Source organism: Pseudomonas sp. GW821-FHT01C01 (genome assembly GCF_059422645.1).
Genome location: NZ_JBWKXF010000002.1, coordinates 147,261 through 166,915, shown reverse-complemented (window position 1 = coordinate 166,915; position 19,655 = coordinate 147,261). Strand labels below are relative to the sequence as shown.

General features: G+C 50.8%; 17 protein-coding genes. 10 read left to right on the top strand and 7 right to left on the bottom strand.

The window, feature by feature from the left end; all coding sequences use genetic code 11:
* Position 1: 1 nt before the first annotated feature.
* Complete coding sequence (locus AC07XF_RS02180; protein WP_056854706.1) at positions 2–787, bottom strand: enoyl-CoA hydratase/isomerase family protein; 786 nt, start codon at positions 785–787, stop codon at positions 2–4.
* Positions 784–2,370, bottom strand: coding sequence for an acyl CoA:acetate/3-ketoacid CoA transferase (locus AC07XF_RS02175; RefSeq protein ID WP_492583472.1), 1,587 nt, complete (start codon positions 2,368–2,370; stop codon positions 784–786). Before AC07XF_RS02175 ends, AC07XF_RS02180 begins: the two co-directional genes overlap by 4 nt.
* Before the next feature lie 432 nt (positions 2,371–2,802).
* Between AC07XF_RS02175 and AC07XF_RS02170 the strand changes: the two genes are divergently transcribed.
* Positions 2,803–3,894 (top strand): LacI family DNA-binding transcriptional regulator, encoded by a 1,092-nt coding sequence (locus tag AC07XF_RS02170; protein ID WP_495025223.1) that lies wholly within the window; start codon positions 2,803–2,805, stop codon positions 3,892–3,894.
* A gap of 33 nt (positions 3,895–3,927) precedes the next feature.
* Positions 3,928–4,566, top strand: coding sequence for an HAD family hydrolase (locus tag AC07XF_RS02165; RefSeq protein ID WP_495025222.1), 639 nt, complete (start codon positions 3,928–3,930; stop codon positions 4,564–4,566).
* Here the strand turns inward: AC07XF_RS02165 and AC07XF_RS02160 are convergent.
* Complete coding sequence (locus AC07XF_RS02160) at positions 4,554–5,426, bottom strand: helix-turn-helix domain-containing protein (protein WP_056854708.1); 873 nt, start codon at positions 5,424–5,426, stop codon at positions 4,554–4,556. The genes AC07XF_RS02165 and AC07XF_RS02160 overlap by 13 nt on opposite strands.
* 350 nt (positions 5,427–5,776) lie before the next feature.
* On the opposite strand from AC07XF_RS02160, the gene AC07XF_RS02155 reads away from it, so the two are divergent.
* From AC07XF_RS02155 to AC07XF_RS02140, 4 genes are all read left to right on the top strand, one after another.
* The gene (locus tag AC07XF_RS02155; protein WP_495025221.1) at positions 5,777–7,054 is read left to right on the top strand and encodes a sugar MFS transporter; all 1,278 of its coding nucleotides are present in this window, start codon (positions 5,777–5,779) and stop codon (positions 7,052–7,054) included.
* A 42-nt stretch (positions 7,055–7,096) separates the two neighbouring features.
* Positions 7,097–8,092: a Gfo/Idh/MocA family protein gene (locus AC07XF_RS02150; RefSeq protein ID WP_495025220.1), complete on the top strand. Its 996-nt coding sequence runs from the start codon at positions 7,097–7,099 to the stop codon at positions 8,090–8,092.
* 15 nt (positions 8,093–8,107) lie between these two features.
* Positions 8,108–9,649 carry a GMC oxidoreductase gene (locus AC07XF_RS02145; protein ID WP_495025219.1) on the top strand — a complete coding sequence of 514 codons (1,542 nt, stop codon included), beginning with the start codon at positions 8,108–8,110 and terminating at the stop codon, positions 9,647–9,649.
* A 277-nt stretch (positions 9,650–9,926) separates the two neighbouring features.
* Positions 9,927–10,433, top strand: coding sequence for a heme-degrading domain-containing protein (locus tag AC07XF_RS02140; protein WP_495025218.1), 507 nt, complete (start codon positions 9,927–9,929; stop codon positions 10,431–10,433).
* 124 nt (positions 10,434–10,557) lie between these two features.
* On the opposite strand, the gene AC07XF_RS02135 is transcribed toward AC07XF_RS02140, so the two are convergent.
* The 4 genes from AC07XF_RS02135 to AC07XF_RS02120 all read right to left on the bottom strand — a co-directional run bounded on the left by AC07XF_RS02135 (position 10,558) and on the right by AC07XF_RS02120 (position 15,177).
* Positions 10,558–10,812 carry a twin-arginine translocase TatA/TatE family subunit gene (locus tag AC07XF_RS02135; protein WP_495025217.1) on the bottom strand — a complete coding sequence of 85 codons (255 nt, stop codon included), beginning with the start codon at positions 10,810–10,812 and terminating at the stop codon, positions 10,558–10,560.
* A gap of 350 nt (positions 10,813–11,162) precedes the next feature.
* Positions 11,163–11,921, bottom strand: coding sequence for a hypothetical protein (locus AC07XF_RS02130; protein WP_495025216.1), 759 nt, complete (start codon positions 11,919–11,921; stop codon positions 11,163–11,165).
* Between the two features lie 400 nt (positions 11,922–12,321).
* Positions 12,322–13,779 carry a flavin monoamine oxidase family protein gene (locus tag AC07XF_RS02125; protein WP_495025215.1) on the bottom strand — a complete coding sequence of 486 codons (1,458 nt, stop codon included), beginning with the start codon at positions 13,777–13,779 and terminating at the stop codon, positions 12,322–12,324.
* 387 nt (positions 13,780–14,166) lie between these two features.
* Positions 14,167–15,177: an AraC family transcriptional regulator gene (locus AC07XF_RS02120; protein WP_495025214.1), complete on the bottom strand. Its 1,011-nt coding sequence runs from the start codon at positions 15,175–15,177 to the stop codon at positions 14,167–14,169.
* A 458-nt stretch (positions 15,178–15,635) separates the two neighbouring features.
* Between AC07XF_RS02120 and antA the strand changes: the two genes are divergently transcribed.
* The 4 genes from antA to AC07XF_RS02100 all read left to right on the top strand — a co-directional run bounded on the left by antA (position 15,636) and on the right by AC07XF_RS02100 (position 19,643).
* Entirely contained in the window at positions 15,636–17,039 is a 1,404-nt protein-coding gene (gene antA, locus AC07XF_RS02115) for an anthranilate 1,2-dioxygenase large subunit (RefSeq protein ID WP_495025213.1), read from the top strand.
* Positions 17,040–17,043: 4 nt separating this feature from the next.
* Complete coding sequence (antB, locus tag AC07XF_RS02110) at positions 17,044–17,535, top strand: anthranilate 1,2-dioxygenase small subunit (RefSeq protein ID WP_495025212.1); 492 nt, start codon at positions 17,044–17,046, stop codon at positions 17,533–17,535.
* A 19-nt stretch (positions 17,536–17,554) separates the two neighbouring features.
* Entirely contained in the window at positions 17,555–18,574 is a 1,020-nt protein-coding gene (gene antC / locus AC07XF_RS02105; protein WP_495025211.1) for an anthranilate 1,2-dioxygenase electron transfer component AntC, read from the top strand.
* Between the two features lie 124 nt (positions 18,575–18,698).
* Positions 18,699–19,643, top strand: a complete 945-nt coding sequence (locus tag AC07XF_RS02100; protein WP_495025210.1) for a PDR/VanB family oxidoreductase — start codon at positions 18,699–18,701, stop codon at positions 19,641–19,643.
* The last annotated feature ends 12 nt before the right edge of the window (positions 19,644–19,655 follow it).

The window sequence follows — 19,655 nt, the reverse complement described above, 5'->3', positions numbered from 1 at the left end:
TTCAAACTCCTTGGTAATCGGCTGGTCGACGTTCGTTGAAGCTGATTAAGCCTTCTTGTGCGTCGTTGGTGGTGGCGGCCAGAGCTCCAGCCATCCCCTCAAGCACGGCAGCTACATTGGTGCCAGTGCCTGCGTCGATGAGTTGTTTCGTGAGTTGCACCGAGATCGGCGCCTGCTTACTGATTTGATGTGCCAACTCCAGGGCATGGGCCACGACATTGCCAGGCTCGGTGATGTCTTGAACCAATCCAACGCGTTGAGCTTCAGCTGCATCGATACGTCGACCCGTTAAAGCCATCAGCTTCACCTGACTGGGGCCAATCAACTTGACCAAGCGCTGCGTTCCCGACCAACCTGGGCAAGTCGCGATACCCGCCTCAGGCAATGCAAAAGTCGCGTTCGGTGCTGACACACGAATATCGGCGGTTGCCAGCAACTCAAGCCCACCCCCAAATGCATGGCCGTTGATCGCTGCAATGACAGGCAGGCGCAGATTTGCCCAAGCATCGAATACGCGATGCCCGTCTCGCACCCACTGACGCCACATATCCAGAGGCTGCAGACCTGACCACACTCGAATATCGGCGCCCACACAGAAGGCGCGGTCACCGGTGGCGGTCAGTACCACTGCCCGTAGATCTGTGCGTTTATCCAAATCAAGCGCAATCTGACCTAACTGCGTAATCATTTCTGGAGTTAGTGCATGGAGCTTGCCTGGGCGCTCAAGACGAACGACCGCGACCGTTTTTTGAATTTCTACTGATACAAAACCCTCTACTGAGCTCATGCCTGGTGCTCCTTCAATTGCAGCCCCATCAGGGCGTCAGTGAAAATACAAGGGCTCATTACTCGTACTTCGTCTGCTACAAGCAGCGGGAAATCTGCCTGGGCGAGCACATCTTTTTCCAAGTCCAGGCCGGGTGCGATTTCAGTCACCATCAGGCCATTGGCGGTGAGTTTCATCACGCAACGCTCAGTGACATAGGTGACGTCCTGCCCGCGCTCCAATGCCATGCGACCACTGAAGGTCACGTGATCCACGTCCTCGACCAACTTGCGGGATTTACCGTCCTGCAAGATGTTCAGACGCCCGTCATCCACAGACAGTTTGGCGCCGGCAGTGAAGAAGCCGGAGAACACAATGCGCTTGGCGTGGGTAGTGATGTCGACAAAGCCGCCGCAGCCAGCAGTGAGGTAAGGCTTTCCTGGCAGCTTCGATACGTTGACGTTGCCGAACCGGTCAATCTGCAGGAAAGACAGTAAAGTCAGATCGAAACCACCGCCCTGGAAATAGGTGAACTGAGCCGAGGACGGCATGATTGCGTCGGCGTTTGCGGCGCAACCGAATGCGAAGCCCAGCAACGGCATACCGCCGACAGCACCTTGCTCGATGACCCAGGTAGCGGCGCCGTGGTAACCCTCTTCCAACAGGATCCTAGGCACGTTTGCCGAGATGCCAAAACCCAAATTCACAGCCATACCCTTCTCGACTTGCATGGCGGCGCGACGAGCGATGACTTTTTCAGCGCCCCAGGGTGCAAACTCAAATGCGGATTCCGGCTGTTGGATTTCACCGCTGATGGCAGGGTCGTAAACAACTTGAGTTGTTTGCATTTGATCAGGCGCCACGACGATATGGTCAACCAGGTTGCAGGGGACATGTACATCGTGAGGCTTCAACGAACCGGCACGCACGACTCGTTTCACCTGCGCGATAACGATGCCGCCGTTGTTGCGAACGGCCAAGGCCTGATCAAGAGCACCGAGCAAACCGCCTTCGTGTTCGTAAGAAAGGTTGCCGCGCTCGTCAGCGGTGGTCGCACGAATGATCGCGACCTTTGGAATGACGGTGGGAAAAAATAGCCACTGCTCGCCCGCAAACAACACCTTCTCAACGATAGGCATTTCGGCAGCCAAAGCATTCATCGCACAGCCCTGACGAGCTGGGTCTGCGAAGGTATCCAGCCCCACTTTGGTCAACACACCAGGACGCTTGGCCGCAGCGTCCTTGTGCAGATCAAACAAGATGCCGCTTGGCACGTTGTACGCGGCGATCTCGTTATCAGTGATCATCCGCCAGATCTCCGGCATTGGCATCGAGGAAGGGCCACTTGGATATGAGCCAGCCATCACTTTACTGATCAGACCTGGTTGTGCCAGATGTTCAATGCCTTTGATGCCGTACATATCACCAGCGGCAATGGGGTGCAGCATTGTCAGACCTGCAGGGTGCGCAGAATTGCGATAACGCTCCCCCACTGCAGCTAACACTGCGTCTGGGCATGCAAGGCCACTGGATGAACTGACGGTAACGGTATCTCCGTCGTGGATCAGGCTCGCAGCCTGCTCAGCAGTAATGAGCTTTTTCATGAATATTTTCGCCATGTTGAAAACGTAATGGCAGCGCTGATGAAGCGACTGTCGTATCAGTGCCTAGGACTAAAACCAGCGAGGTTTGCGCTTACGGCCACCCCCAAGGCACCAGCGAAGGCATCCAAGCTTTCTTGACGGGATGCGATCGTTTCGGATTGGGAATAGGAAAAAGGGGAAAAGAAGGAATCGATCCGAGTACGTAAGCGCGAGCAGAGCACTGGAAGCACAGAGACAACGTTCATCATGAGTCACCAATTTTTGTTATTTAATCGTTCCAATGTATTTTTGGAACGTTCCAAAAATGTAAATTGAGTATAGAATCCTGTCAACACCATTTGTCGTCGAGAGCACGCAAGGGAACGAAATGCTTTGGCGTAACGATATGTTCAGGATGTTCTGGCTAGCCGACCGACCGCAAAAAAGGGTAATTTGGAACGTTCCGGCTTCGGTCGACTTCCGCCTCCAACCGAGATTTTTACGTTGACCGATCATCATTTGCCTGAAGAGAAGGCCACCATAAACGACATCGCCAGGGTGAGCGGAGTATCCAAATCCACGGTGTCACTTGTGCTGAATAACAGCCCCTTGATACGTCCTGCGACCGCAGAAAAAGTGCGAGCTGCCGCCGAACAATTGGGGTACGTCTACAATCGTAGCGCTGCAAACCTTCGACAGGGTGTCAGCAACGTTATCGGTATGGTGGTCAACGACCTGAGCAACTCATTTTTCGTTGAGTTACTGATTGGCGCTGAGCGCAAAATGCTGGAATCGAACTACATCACCCTCCTCGCCCACACAGCCGAAGATCAGAATGTTCAACGCCAAGTGCTTGCATCAATGCGTGAACACAAGGCTGCCGGGCTGATCATTTGCCCGACGTTCGAGACACCTATCGAGCTGGTGACCTCACTTAGGCAATGGGGCTTGCCTTTTGTGACCGTCATGCGTGCGCTGGGTGGAGACGACACTGACTTTGTAGGTTGCGATAACTACCTCGGCATACAGATTGCGACACAGCATCTGATCGACCTTGGGCATAAAGACATCGCCTTCATCGGTCGAAACAGCACCTATTCGGTGAGCATGGAAAGATTGAAGGGCTACAGCGATTGCCTGGAGAAGAATGGGATTACTCCAAACACCGACTGGATGATCGAAACACCCATCAGTTTGGCCGGGGGCAAGGACGGAATGAGCCGCTTGTTGGATCAGCAGCACCGTCCAACCGGGGTGATTTGTTACAACGATCTCATCGCCACAGGCGCGCTGAGCGAACTGAACAATCGCGGGCTTCGTGCAGGTCGGGACATCGCGATAATCGGCAGTGATGGTGTAGCCGCATCAGCCTATTGCAGCCCTCCCCTTACGACACTGGCGCTGGAGCCTGAACACCTTGGCGAGGTGGCGAGTGAGATGCTTTTAGCCAGATTGAAGAACCCCGATGCGCCTCCTATGAGATTTTTACTCAAGCCAAAGCTAATTGTACGAGACACGTGCGGAGCCAAGCTCCCTAAACGCTGAGTTGATGTTGCAATGCACACGGAAATTATCTCGATGACGGCCTTGGAAGAAATGCTTGCAGGGGCTGACGCCCTGATTTTTGATTGTGACGGAACATTGGTAAACAGTTGTCCCGTTTACTCAGTGGCCTGGACTGCCGGGTTTGCGCTGTCTGGAATAATCATGGATGTGGGCTGGTACGAAGCCCGTAATGGTCTTTCTGAACACGTCCTGATGGATCAATTCGAACATGAACATCGTGTCGTTCTTGATCGCGAAAATGTTGTCGGAACCATGAGACGCTGCTACCTGGATCACCTGACAGCCAACCTCCAAGAGATAGCAGCAGTAACCGAGATTGTCAGGCGATTCGCTGGCAAGCTGCCTATGGCCGTAGCTTCGGGTGGATCACGTGAAATCGTTACCAGTTCTCTAGATACGCTCAACCTCACGAAACACTTCGATAAACTCATCACTATCGACGATGTGGGCGTTCCTAAACCTGAACCTGATCTATTTCTTGCCGCGGCTAAATTTCTTGGAATAGCCCCTGAACGATGCTTGGTATTCGAAGACAGCCCCCAAGGTATAGAAGCAGCTAGACGCGCCTCTATGTCAGTCATAGATGTGGCACATCTTCTTATAAACCCCTCACGCGAGTTTACGTCAAGATGTGGGGTTCACTTGAAATGATGGCCGTGCTGACGCCGAAATTCAGTCGGCGTCATACCCTTTAGAGCCTTGAACTGTCGATTGAACAAAGCGACCGAGGGATATCCAACTTCCTCGGAGATCAAGGAAATCACAGTCCCACTTTCCATCAACAGCGCGCAGGCTCGGCCGATTCTTAATTTGGCGATATAGTCAAAAGCAGTGCTGCGCGTATGACGCTTGAACATACGGTGAAAAGCAGAAACGCTAACGCAAGCCATCTCAGCAAGATCTGGGATCATCAGCGCGGAGGCAAAATTCGCGTGTATATAGTCTAAAACGCGGTGAATGCGTGCGTCCTCGTAAATAATTTCAGGCACGAACGCGGGCTCTGGTGGAATGATGCGTTGAGCCGCAGTGTCCTGAGTCAGTTTAATGAGGATATCCAACAGAGAAACCAGGCGCTGCGATTCGTCCTGATAGACCATGTCTTCAATTTTAGGACGTAGCTCACGAGCTATTTCACTACTGAATGACACCGCGCACTGGGCAGCCGAAAGCAAGGTGCGAATCTGACCCATCTCCGGAAACAGGGTAACCAGCGACGTTGCCCACGCCTCCGAAAACCAGATAACCAATGCAACATGGGGCTTCCCGGTATCGATAAGCTCGCGAGAACACCAGCTGTGTGGCACGTTTGGGCCAACGAGGGTCAGATCACAATCGTCGTATAGCTGCACATCACTACCGATGTAGCGATGCCCTCGGCTGTTAAGGGTCAGGGTCAACTCGTACTCGGGATGATGATGCCACTCAAACGGAATCTCGTCAGGCAAGCGCCTGTTCAGCATCGTCCATGAGGCGTTGGCCTCACTGGGAACCTTCTCAAAACTCGGCTTCATGACGATCCTATCCCACCCATTCAATCGGTACAGACGCCACAATCGTATCACTCAACGCCTGTTACGACACTCCTCAATTCATCGGATTCGAGGCATCCTGAACCTCACCAGTTTGTAAAAATAATAACTATCAATAGGTAATCAAATGGTTAATCCGCCGCGATGCAAAGAGTTCAATCTATCCCACCAGTCGGACAAATTGTCAGATCCTACATAAGCAGAATCTGCGTACGATCGTTACAAAAAATTCACATTGGAAGTGCTCCACGGTCTCTGAACGTTCAGAGCTCGAGACTACGCACAACCGAAAATTCCTTTCCTACTACAAGAAAATATAGGGAGTGGATATTATGCAAGGCGTATATATAGCAAAGAAAGAGTCTCAAACTTTTGCCAATAGCAATGTACAAAGACTTAGCTTTTTCGTTTTTTGCCTATTTTTCATATTTGGAAGCATCACCAGTTTAAACGATGTATTGATCCCAAAACTTAAAAGTCTTTTTAGCCTAAGTTATGCCGAGGCGATGCTAGTACAGTCGTCCTTCTTTCTTGCCTATTTTATTGCGTCAATCCCTGCCGGACTGCTGATAGCCAAGATTGGTTATATGCGGGCTGCTTTTGTCGGGTTACTCACGATGGCAGCAGGTTGCTTGCTATTTATCCCTGCGACCCAGGCTGGCATCTTCGGCGCCTTTCTGGGTGCGTTGTTTATTCTGGCAATTGGCGTGACTGTGGTACAGGTTGTCTCGAACCCGCTTATTAGCCTGCTCGGGCCTGCGAAGACTGCGCACAGTAGAGTCACGTTTGCTCACGCATTCAACTCGCTGGGTACCACAGTCGCTCCATATTTGGGCGCTATCTTGATCCTGGGCACTCTCAACGAAGTGGACGCTTCCGCATTATCTCCAGCGGCGCTTTCTGAGTTCTTGGCCAAAGAAGCAGAAGTAATCAGCAGCACTTACGCTGGCATTGCCATTGCCCTTTTCATCGTAGCGATGATTGTCTGGCATCAACGCAAGCAGATTCCGGCGAGCACAAGCCCTCAACATTCCAACCCGCTTGCAGCCTTGAACCTTCTCAAGCAACCTCGTTTCGCATTCGGAGCTGCCTGCCTTTTCTTTTATGTGGGTGCGGAAGTTGCAATCGGAAGTCTGCTCACTAACTTCCTGATGCAAGAATCGACCTTCGGTTTCGATGCAGAACTAGCAGGCAAACACGTTGCTTATTACTGGGGCGGCGCCATGGTTGGTCGCTTCATTGGTGCCGCGCTTCTTCGTCACTTTGCCCCTGGCAAGATCCTCGCAGCCGCCGCAGCTGTGGTAATTGCCCTGATCACTGTCGCCGCTAACTCCAATGGCTCTACCGCAGGTTGGGCGATCCTTGCCATCGGCCTTTTCAACTCCGTCATGTTTCCCACGATTTTCGCTCTTGCATCCGAGGGCCTGGGCTCACGCGCCGCTGAAGGTTCAGGACTGATCTGCTGCGCCATTGTTGGAGGTGCCATCGTGCCGCCGCTAACAGGCTTGACTGCCGACATGACCAGTCTCTCCTTCTCACTGGTTGTTCCTGCCATCTGCTACACCGCCATTGCCTTGTACGGCTGTTACACCCGTCGAGCTGTACGCTGAATCTCTCAAGATCACATTTAACAACTACAAGAGGAATAAACGATGAAATGGGGACTAATCGGTGCAAGCACCATCGCCAAAGAATGGGTGATTTCGGCTATCCGCGCTGTCGGAGATGATGTGATTGCAGTCGTCAGCGCTGACGATCAGCGAGCGAAGGAATTTGCACAAAGCAACGAAATCGTTCAATACAGCAGTGACATCAATGCACTGCTTGAGAATCCCGATGTGGACTCGGTATATATCTCCACAAAAAATCACCTCCATAAAGAGCAAGCGTTGCTCGCAATACGTGCAGGCAAGCACGTGATGTGCGAGAAACCTTTGGCGCTAAGCCTTGAAGACGCACAAGAGATGGTTAAAGCGGCGCAAGATGCTGGATTGGTTTTTGCTACCAATCACCACCTGCGCAATGCAGCTAGTCATACCGCCATGCGGCAAGCCGTCCAAAGTGGCCTGATCGGTAAACCGCTGGCAGCACGAGTGTTTCACGCAGTATCTCTTCCACCTCACTTGCAAGGCTGGCGGATCGCCGAAGGAGCCGAAGGTGGTGGGGTCATCCTGGACATCACTGTTCATGATGCGGATACCTTACGCTACATCCTGAATGATGATCCTTTAGAGGTCACGGCCTTTACTCAAACGGGCGTCCTGAGCAAAACAGGGTTAGCCGATTCTGTCATGGGTGTCATGCGCTTCAAGTCTGGCTTGATCGCTCAATTTCATGACTCATTCACCGCTAAGCACGCAGATACCGGACTGGAAATCATTGGCACCGAGGGAACCTTGGTAGCTCGTAATGTGATGACTCAACAGCCAGTGGGTGAAGTGTCGCTGATTAACGCTCAAGGCACTCGCAAGATGATTCTGGAGCATGTGAATCTTTATGAGTCCGGGTTCCGCCAATTCGGCGAGGCTGTTGCCGGGCGCGCGCAACCTGCAGCGACAGGGCACGACGGCATTTGGTCATTGGCCACCGGTATAGCGGTCGTCCAGGCAGCACAGTCTGGCCGAGCCACTCCTGTAGTTCACTGCTGAACCGTCGGAGGCAACATGAAAGAGTGCCCTGATATCATCATCATCGGATCTGGCATAGGAGGGGCGACAGTAGCAGCCGGACTTGCCCCCTCTGGTGCACGTATCACAATCCTCGAGGCTGGCGAACACCTGAATAACTGTCCTGAGCAGATAGACCAACGAGCTATTTTCCAGAAGCAATTCTTCCGCCCAAAAGAGGTTTGGTACGAGGAGAACGGCAAAGCATTCAGTCCTGCCAACTACTACAACGTGGGTGGTAACTCGAAGTTCTACGGCGCCGTGTTAGCCAGGTACCGAAAAGAAGACTTTGAGGAAATGGAACATCAGGAGGGGGTATCTCCTGCGTGGCCGTTCAGTTATGAGGAGTTGGAGCCCTGGTATAGCCGCGCAGAATCACTCTACAAAGTTCGGGGAGCGCTTCACCAGAATCCAACCGAGCCGTTCCACTCGCGCCCATATGATTATCCGGCTGTACCAGATGAGCCATCTATCTCTGAAATTCGGAGCCGGCTGTCAGCCAAGGGGCTTCACCCCTATTCGTTGCCCCTCGGTGTAGACATTGATCGCTGGATAGCAAATCGGGCCACCCCATGGGATGCCCACCCTCATAGCAACGAGGGGAAAATGGATGCTGAAACTGCTGCACTCAATACTGCGCTCGGGTACGAAAACGTCAGCCTTATAACGGGGGCAGCTGTCGTTGCACTGAAGACATGTACAAAAAATGGCCCTATCACTGCTGTTGAATATCGAAAGGATGGCGCTGTTCATCAGATGAAAGCCAAACTGGTCATCCTTAGCGCCGGAGCAGTTCAGTCGGCTGCTTTGCTCCTGAGGTCAGCGGATGGCAATCACCCTGCAGGTCTTGCAAATAGCTCTGACCAAGTCGGCCGAAATTTTATGAATCATAATGCTTCAGCTGTGATCGGTTTTAGCCCGAGCTTCGTGAACAGCTCGGTCTATCAGAAATCATTTGGAATTGACGATTTCTACCTTTCCGACAGCAATGGTGGATATCCCTTGGGGAATATTCAGCTCTTAGGCAGGATTTCCGGTGCGATTCTGAAAGGAAGCATGCCGCTTGTCCCGGAATGGATACTGAATAAATTCAGCCGTCACTGCGTGGACTTTTACGCAATGAGTGAGGATCTCCCCTCGCCCACCAACCGGGTGACCGTTGAAGGCGATCGCACTGTTCTTACCTGGGAGCGTACCAACTGGAATGCCCACCTAACCCTCGTCAACACGTTCAAAAAAGTTCTCAAAGAGGCGGGATTCCCTATTGTTCTCACGCGCCCGTTTGATAAACGCACGCCTTCGCATCAGTGCGGAACCATCCGAATGGGCAGTGATTCTGCTAGCGCGCCGCTGGACATCTACTGCCGCTCATACGACCACCAGAACCTGTTTGTCGTCGACGCCAGCTTCATGCCAACTTCTGCCGCAGTGAATCCCTCGCTAACGATTGCAGCGCAGGCTCTAAGAGTGGCGGAACATATATCACTTGTAGACTTAAAGGCTGTTACTGACCTCAAATCACAAGCATTAATGTCCTGAAAAAGCGCCAGATAGCCTTTGAGTGTGCTATCGGCATGTCCTGCGAGGCCCTCCGCCAAAGAGCTTCGTCTCCCATGGTAAGCCGGCAGCTGTCGCTGATTTTCCAATCGGTGAAATGGCAGAACCTGAAGAAGTCGCAGAGCTCCTAGCATTTGTTTTGCGTAAATCGCTGGCCTCGCTGAATGGCGCGACATTGGACGTTAATGGAGGGAGTTACATCCTGAAACCAAAGGCGATCCAACCCATTGGACTCCCCTGTACTGATGGAGGTACTACAATGAATTTGAAGGAAGAACTCGCATTATTGGTTCGACAGGAAGAAGCGCTCCAGTTCAGCGGTTTCGATGAAAACACGGCGTGGCAGCTAGGCTCGCTGCTGCACGAACGGGCAGTAATTGAGGAATTGCCTATTGTGATCGACATAAGACGATTCGACCGTGCATTATTTTTTGCGGCCAGGCCCGGGGCGACTTCGGATAATCACGACTGGGTACGGCGAAAAACGAACACCGTGCAACGCTTCCTCTGCAGCACTTATCGAGTCGCCCACCAGCTCGCTATTGAGCAGCAAGACATTCTGCAGCGCTACCATATCTCCCCTACGGATTTCGCCAGCTGTGGTGGGGGTTTCCCAATCATTATTCAAAGAGCAGGGGTTATCGGCAGCGTGACTGTTTCGGGCCTGCCTGACCGTCAAGATCATCAAATCATCGTTGAAGTACTTTGCAATCTGCTCGGATATGATCAAGCAGTGTTTGCTTTATCAGATAAAGACGTCGCCTAGAAAGAGTTACCGCCAAACCTGCCTCTTGCAGGAAGTTAATGGTTAGGCATGAGCCTTTGTCCGGTGCAATCCTTGTTAGTGCGACAGCAGTGCTCCAATCTCACGCGTAAAAATCAACTACCAATCACTCTGTAGCGGCGCGGATAGAAGTCTCAGCATTCTGATAGCTCGAAGTACTAGTTGTCTGATGCGACTGAGCTCTGATTGATGGTTGAGCCTGGGTTTTTTCAGGGGTAGTGTCATCATCATTCATCGCCTTTCGAAAACCCTTAATCGTTTCACCAACATCGGCACCCAACCCTTTAAGTTTCTTCGTGCCGAAGACCAAAACCACAACTACCAATATTACGATCCAATGCTTCCAATCCATGACACCCATTTCATCCACCTTTAACCTGAACCATTATTTAATAAATATAGACGAGAATAAAGCCTCATCCAATCACGGGATATAACTCAGAACAATCAACAATTAGCCTCGAAAGTAGAGCCGCTCTTGGAGAAGAAACGACAAATTGGGTTCATACTTTAACATAGTGATGACTCGCACCAAAAAAAGTGCCTTCGATAGCTGAAGGCACTGCCACCAAAGAAGTAAGATTAAACCCATTTATCAAGAGTCGCCACATTGCGACTCTTGTATTCAAAAAACATTTGTTATGGCGTCCTACTGAAACTAGGCTCCCTGATATCCACTCACGAACTTTGATGCAAGTTCTTGACTACGCATCAAGAGCCATGTGCAACGCCATTCGAACTTACTGCTTCCGATTTCTTCGCTACATTTGCGACGGGACCACGCCAGGCTATAACACCAAGCCAAATGTAGAACAGCGGCGTGGCATAAGTTACGCCTGTGAGTGCTAAACCAGCTAACTCGCCCATATCAAGCACTTTCCCGAAGCTCGAAACTAAGGCGCAAACAGCATTGAGGAACACCACAACTGAAAAAGCTTTTTTGTGCCGCCACAAAATTATCGAAAGACCGAGATACCATACGCCCGACAAGAAGAACTCCAATCGACCCCACATACCGTCCTGAACAGCCATAGTCAGGATCCGGAAAGTTTCCTGGGTAATCAGTTGAGTAGCGGGATCGTTGGTCGTCGCGTGCAAAACGGTCAGGACCGGCCAGACAACAGAAAGGATAGCCGCGCCGATGGCACCCACTAGTGCGAAGAGGATACCTGCGACCGTGGAGACTGATAGCAGATAAGGTCGGTCTTCTCTGAGCGCAAACCAGAGATACAAACCTGAGGGTATGCTGAAAAGATAGAAGCCAAACATGTCGCTGAGCATCATCCACTTGAGATTCGGTGAACCGGCGACACCAACATCGAGTTGGCCAACAATGTTACCCGTGGCTTCGTACTCAAAACTGCCTGCTTGGATGGCTAGGTAGACAGTGTTGAAACAAAGGAATACTGCCAAAATATTTAGCAGCAATAAAAAACGATTTCGCGTGAAATGAGTGAGAGCTGGATTCATTTTTTAATCCCTTCTGCAGCCAGAGGCTAATTATTAGAATTCGCGAGTTTGCAAATTATTGCAGCACGCGTACCGGGGTCCGATACCGGACCATAGGGCATACCATTGCCAGGAACCAAGGACTGTGGATCAGTCAAAAACAGGTCAATCGTGCTAGGCGTCCATTTTAGGCGGCTCTGCGTCATTGCTGTAGAAAATACATATCCCAGAAGGGATCCCGACATCCGCCCCAAAACTCCATGGAGATTTGGACCGAACTTGTCATCTCCCTTAGCTACCGAATGACAGACAGAGCATTGACTCCAGCTTCGCTCGACTTGCACAGGGTCACAGTTCTGGTGACTAGCAATCGCGCTGCAAGGAAGTAGCGCGATCACGACTGTCCTAAAAGTGTCCTTAATCAAGCTTTGCTAGCAAGTAACTCGGAGGTGACTCGACCAGCGCGGAGCCCTGTTTCGATGGCCCCGTCGATGAAACCACGCCATCCATCCGCAACGTCTGAACCTGCAAAAACGATTCGACCCTCGGTCTTGCGCATGTCAGCTCCGTATTTGCTCCACATCCCTACCTTATAGTCACACCAGCTGCCTTTGGAGTAAGGGTCATTGGTCCAATCATAAGCGAACGTATCCAGAACTTCGGCGTCAGGCAGGAGCTTCTCTACCTCCTTGAGCACGAGATCTTTGTTGTTGTAGTCAAAGCCAGGAGTCGGGTATCCCATGCAGAAAAGTGTTGTGTGATCGTCATAGAAATGGTCGGTGTACACCATGTTTACCGGGTGCCCTACCCCGGCCAGACTTTGGTAGGCGCCCTTGTTTCCTTTGACTTTGATCTTCAGCTTGAAGCCGGCACCTACATGGCGCTCTTTGCTCGCGGCAACCTTGCCTGGCAGCAATGCAGGTGACCATTCGATGTCATTCCAGCAATTCATCGGCATAGCCACCACGCAAGCACTGGCCTTGAAAACCTCTCCGCTTTGAGTAGTTACCGTGACTCCGCTCGCATTCTGCTCGACTTTACGGACAGGCATGCTTTTACGTACGTCCGCTTTGCTCTCATTCAGCATGCTATTGATAAGCGAAGATGTACCTGACTTGATGTAGTACTGAGTGCAAGCCCGCAGAAGCCTGCCCATGTCATTGTCAGCGCGGGCGTACCAGTGAATCTGATCCAACATTCCCGCAGTTTCCAGGCTGCCACTTACTGCCGTGGCAAAGAAGGATTCAAGAATGGTATGGGTAGTGATATCCAGATCGATCTGCTTCAGACGCTGAGCGATGGAGATATCGTCGTGTTTCAAGAAGCTCAAATCGAAATTTGGATCATAGGGACGTGGAAACGCATTGATCAGGTCGCCGCAGAAAACCTTCATGCCTTTGTCAAGCATGGCAAAGGAGTCAGCCGGGTCAACGTTTTTCAGCTCATTGTTGATGAGTACGGTGCCATAGGTAGGGTTCGCGCCTGGCGTCTCATCAATTTCGAGTCCATACCGCTTCAATTCAGCCCAAACGTGAGGCTGGTACCAATGGACCCATTGGCCACCAACTTCGGACTGCTGACCGAAAATATCAGCCGTCCAGGTACGACCACCGAGGCGATTACGAGCTTCCAATACCAAACATTTTTTCCCTTGAGCCCCCAATTCGCGAGCGGCCGTTGAGCCCGCCATACCAGCACCAATGATGATCACATCATAAGCACCTTTATGCTGACTGGTTTTACTATTGTCTGATGCGGCTGCACGCACCAGAGAAGAGGCCGCTAACGTTGTTGCACCCAGAGCGATACCCAACAAAGTGCTACGCCGGCTCAGTTGCAAAGGTGTTTTTTGTTCTGGATCTTTATCGTTAGTAGACATTATTAATCTCGCACCCATAGATAAAAACGCACCTAGCTTCGGCTAACCAAAGAAAGTAAGCGTCGGCCTTTTTATACTGTCATATCACGAGAGTATAGAACATTGGAAGCCGCATGAAAGTCCCTCCTCCAACTCATACTACCGCGCAGATCTATTCCACATGATACTGTCCATCGGGGCAATCCTAAAACTTAGCAAAATGATCCAAAAAATTTGCATCAAGCCAACAAATACGGATCACTCCTGCAGCACACTTGTGTCAATTAATATTTTAGCAGTGAGAAACCAAAAAAAATCACAAAAAAAATGGCCCGGGATTAGTAATCAGCCAGGCCATCCTAAAAATTACAAAACGCATTAAGGGCACGCGATCAAAATACGAAACTGTCACATATGCGCACGACTATTATCATTTCGATGCATTGTCGCACTTGGGATTTCGTTGAAAAGTTTTTTATACTCACTTGCGAACCGGCCCAAATGATTAAACCCCCACTCAGTTGCCACAGTTGAAATATTTATACCCCTCCCCCCCTTTAGTAACTGCTTACGCACTTCAGATAGGCGTAGCTTTTTTAGATAGGCCATAGGGGACATGCCCATATGCTTTCTAAACCCATCGAAAAGCTTAAACCTCGAAACTCCTGCCGCAAGCTCAATATCCTCTAGCCGAATATCTTCCTGCGCATTGGAGTGAATGAAGTCTTTAGCCTTCAACAAATAGCTTGGTAGCTTACCGATCAAACACTCCTGGATTTCATCGGTGTAGTTATTCTTTTGAGCCAAAATTAGCCCTCGGACGAGAGACGCTTCAATATCTCTGGAAAATAGCGTTTGATCGAATACAGCTCCTCCGGCCTCCTGTTCCGAGACGAAGTGCCCTATCAGGCGCCACCAAGAGGCACTGGCACCAGCCTGTCCGTCCATCACGGGATCAAAATTGATAGGGATTTCAACCGGGCGCTTTAGGATTTCTTCGAGAGCCAACCTCATGGTTACGCGTGGGATAACCACAGAGAGTTTTTTGCAATCACCTGCCATGGATAGCTCCTGGCTGTGAAAGGGCGAGACGATGACACCAATGCTCCTATTCGAGTGGATACGGTTTCCCAGATAAAGCAGCTCCTGCTCGCCAACAATAGGCAAACTTAAACTGTAGCTGTCCAGATGCTCGGATCCTTCGACTCCGATTCGGACGTCAGCCCCGTATTCCATGGTGCCCAGCGTTGTCGCATACGACCGAAAGACTCTCGCACTATGCCGAAAAGACACCCGATCAGGCTGGGCGCTCTGAAGACTGTGGGGACCGCATACTTCCTCCATCCATGCTCGGGCTCCTGCCATGTCATAGCTGTTGATTCGGATATCACTATGGGTAACGACATGAGACTGAGTCATTAGCAAGGCTCCACGATTATGGATGACGTGCGCTCTTCGGCGCGTACCCGGAGGAAAGCAAGACGTATGCCACAGAGCAGACCATGCCGAAAATCTACCTATCCGGACATCCCTATCCGACTAAATGGATAATACCCATGCTCAAAGCCAATTACCCTTCGCGCAGTAACACTTTACGCACGATTTCAGTGCATAAAAGCCGATTTATTGCACCACTTGTTACCGAGCGACATTGGCAATGTTGTTAATTATTGACACCAATCTACTCAATAAGTAGCACTGCGATAACCAATAATGATTATCATCCTTGTGCAATTCGACGGCATATGAATGTATAAAACCACCAATTTTATCGATCACAATTAGTGGATTTAAGTCATCTACAAACCGGATAGACCAATCGCTGCTGTCCCCTTCTAATGGGAACCCTGCATAGCCGCACGATTGAGGATCTACCTATGAGCCGTATGCGTGATATTAGCCAGTGGCAAGAATATATCGAAAGTTGCTTAGACTTCCGGAGTGAAGAAGGCATCTACCGCGTTGCTCGAGATATGTTTACAGAGCCAGAGCTTTTCGACCTGGAGATGGAATTAATCTTCGAAAATAACTGGATTTACGCATGCCATGAAAGCGAAATCGCAAACAAGCATGACTTCGTTACAATGCGTGCGGGACGCCAACCACTAATTATCACCCGTGATGGCGAAGGCACGTTGAATGCATTAATAAATGCCTGTCAACATCGCGGTACTACTTTGACTCGTGTCGGGAAAGGAAACCAGTCCACCTTTACCTGCCCATTCCACGCTTGGTGCTACAAAAGCGATGGGAGGCTCGTAAAAGTAAAAGCCCCGACTGAATACGGCGAAGACTTCGACAAAGCAACTCGCGGTTTGAAGAAGGCGCGCATTGAAAGCTATAAGGGTTTCGTATTCGTTAGCCTTAACGTACAGGGCACGGACTCGCTTGAAGATTACTTGGGCGACGCAAAAGTATTCTTCGACATGATGGTTGCCCAATCTCCTACGGGTGAACTGGAGGTCCTTCCTGGCAAGTCGGCGTACACCTACGATGGTAACTGGAAGTTGCAAAACGAGAACGGCCTCGATGGCTATCACGTAAGTACCGTCCACTACAATTATGTGTCCACCGTGCAGCATCGGCAGCAGGTTAACGCTTCCAAAGGCATTGACTCCGGCGACACCCTTGATTACAGCAAGTTGGGGGCTGGCGATACCGAAACTGACGATGGCTGGTTCGCCTTCGAGAACGGGCATAGCGTCCTGTTTAGCGACATGCCAAATCCGGAGGTTCGCCCGGGTTACGCCACCATCATGCCTCGTTTGGTCGAGGAGTACGGCCAAGACAAAGCTGAATGGATGATGCACCGCCTGAGGAACCTGAACGTTTACCCAAGCATGTTTTTCCTGGATCAAATCAGTTCGCAGTTGCGGATCATCCGTCCAATCGCTTGGGACAAGACGGAAATCAACAGTTTTTGCCTAGGCGTGGTAGGAGAGTCCGATGCCGACCGCGAAAATCGCATCCGCCAATTCGAAGACTTCTTCAACGTTTCCGGAATGGGCACGCCGGACGACCTTGTAGAGTTTCGTGAAGCCCAGCGCGGATTCCAAGCCCGTCTTGAGCGATGGAGTGACATTTCTCGAGGTCGTGACAAGTGGACAACTGGTCCGACTAAAAACACTGAGACCATCGGGATTTCACCCGCCATGATTGGTGCCGAATTCACACACGAAGGCCTGTACGTCAACCAGCATGGAAACTGGCAGAAGTTTCTGCTTGACGGTCTCGCGCGTAAAGCGGCCGATGCCGAAGCCCTGAAACTGAAAGAGGTATAAGCAGATGAACTTCGAACTTCAGCACCAGATCGAACAATTTTTGTTCAAAAAAGCAGAGCTTTGCGATGCCCAAGATTGGGATGGATATTTGGCACTGTTCAGTGAGGACAGCGTATTCCATCTGCCGCAGTGGGACTCTGAACATGTTTACACCACAGACCCAAAGCGCGGAATGTCCCTGATCTACTATCCGAATCGCGGGGGCCTGGAAGACCGTGTTTTCCGTATTCGCACGGGCAAAGCTGCCTCTGCGACACCAATGCCCAGAACTTTGCATCAGATTAATAACGTGCGGATCCACCCATTGGAAGGTGGCGACCTCGAAGTACGTGTGAATTGGCAAACTTTGTATTACCGCCAGTCCACCGCTGAACAGTTTTTTGGACGAGCCACTTACACACTTCGACCTCATGGTGATAGTTGGTTGATTTCAAAGAAACATACCGTGCTACTGAATGACACGATCAATTCGGTGCTGGATTTCTACCACATTTGAGTCGCAGAAAGGTTAAGTCATGTACAAGGTTGCGTTGAACTTCGCTGACGGCAAGACCCTGTTTTGCCCGGTCCAGCCTAACGAAATTTTGTTAGATGCTGCACTCAAGAGTGGAATCAAGATCCCCTTGGATTGCCGCGAAGGGGTTTGCGCGACCTGCCAAGGCCGTTGCGAATCGGGTAGTTACACTCAAGATTATGTGGATGAGGAGGCTCTTTCGGAGCAGGATCTGGCAGAGCGTAAGGTACTGTCCTGCCAGACGAGAGTGCAGTCTGACGCGTCATTCTACTTTGATTTCGACTCGACCCTCTGTGGAAGCCAAGGAACAGCTGAAGTAACAACTACCGTCACTGAAGTGATTCAGGTATCTGAGAGCACTGCGATACTGAAGGTCGAAATAGGGGCCAACGCAGCTCCTTTGAATTATCTGCCGGGCCAGTATGCGCGGATTCAAGTTCCGCATACCGAGCACAGCCGCTCCTATTCATTTGCCTGTGCACCTGGAAGTCGGACTCTTGAGTTTTTGGTACGCCTCTTGCCCAGTGGCGTGATGACAGACTATATGCGAGATCGTTGCAAAGTTGGCGATACGATCAAGATGGAGGCGCCATTGGGAGCCTTTTATCTGAGGCATATTGACCGTCCGCTGATAATGGCCGCAGGCGGAACAGGCCTTTCCGCTTTTCTGGGCATGCTCGATCAGTTGGCGGAGAAAGGCGGCTCAGGTTTCCCGATCCACCTCTTCTATGGCGTTCGGACCGAACAAGACTTGTGCGAAGTACCTCGCATCGAGGCATACAAGAAAAAAATTAGACATTTCGATTTCACACCGGTTCTTAGCGATGCGGATGAGAAGTGGCCGGGGAAAAAGGGGTTCATTCCTGAGCATCTCCTGCCGTACGAAACGTCTGACACACCATTTGACATGTACATGTGCGGCCCTCCCCCAATGGTAGAGTCCATAAAGAAATGGCACCTGGATAAAAAACTTACGTCAGTCCGGATGTATTTTGAAAAGTTCACCGAAAGCAATACCTAATCTATTTTAGGCCTTGGCTTATTTGCTGATGCTTTCACAAATTTAGAAACATCGTTAAAAATAATCACTGGGACCGGACTACCAGTTAAGTTTAATGATCGCTTGTTATATGCGCAGGTTTCCTATGTCCAAATTATCATTAAAAGTAGAAAAAATTGAAGCTCTTACTCCCCGCATTCGGCGACTGGTGCTTACAGCTAAAGATGGGGAAAAGCTGCCTGAATTCACCCCAGGTGCGCATCTAGAGCTGCATATTCCTGGTGAGCGGAAGCAGAAACGCGCATATTCAATCGTGAATTTGTTGGCGCATAACCACTATGAAATTGCGGTACAGCTCGATGACAAGAGTACTGGTGGTTCAAAGTGGGTGCACAGCCTCACAGAGGGCCAAGTTATTGAGGTCGACCCACCTCGTAACCACTTCCCTCTAATAGAGGACGCTGAGCACTACCTGCTCATTGCAGGAGGTATTGGCATCACACCAATGTTGAGCATGGGTCGTGCGTTGACGGAGTCCGGAAAAGACTTCACCCTGCATTACGCAGGCCGTGATGCAGTGGACATGGCTTACTTAGACGAAGTTAAGTGTTTCGACAAAAGTCGGTGTTGGATCAGCGGCGGAGATGTTACTAAACGTTTTCCCGCATCAACGGTTTTAGCCAACCCCGGTGCACGAACTCATCTATACATATGCGGCCCAACAGAGATGATCACCTCTGTGATCCAAATAGCTCGGGAGCTCGGCTGGCTCGAAGAACACGTCCACTACGAACTTTTCGCCGGATCCCTTGAAGAGGAAGGTGATCAAGCATTTGAGGTGGAGCTTCGCGCAAGTGGCGTGATACTGGCAGTTAATGCGGGCCAGAACCTGCTGGATGTGATGATTGAAGCAGGTTTAGATCCGATGTTTGACTGCCGACGCGGCGACTGTGGTGTATGTGTGAGTCAAATCATTGATGGTGAAGCCGATCACCGTGACATATGCCTAACTGATCGCGAGCGATCCAGCGGCGCCTTCTGTACATGTGTTTCTCGTGCCAAAACTGCCAAGTTGGTACTTGACCTCTAATAAGCAACGGAG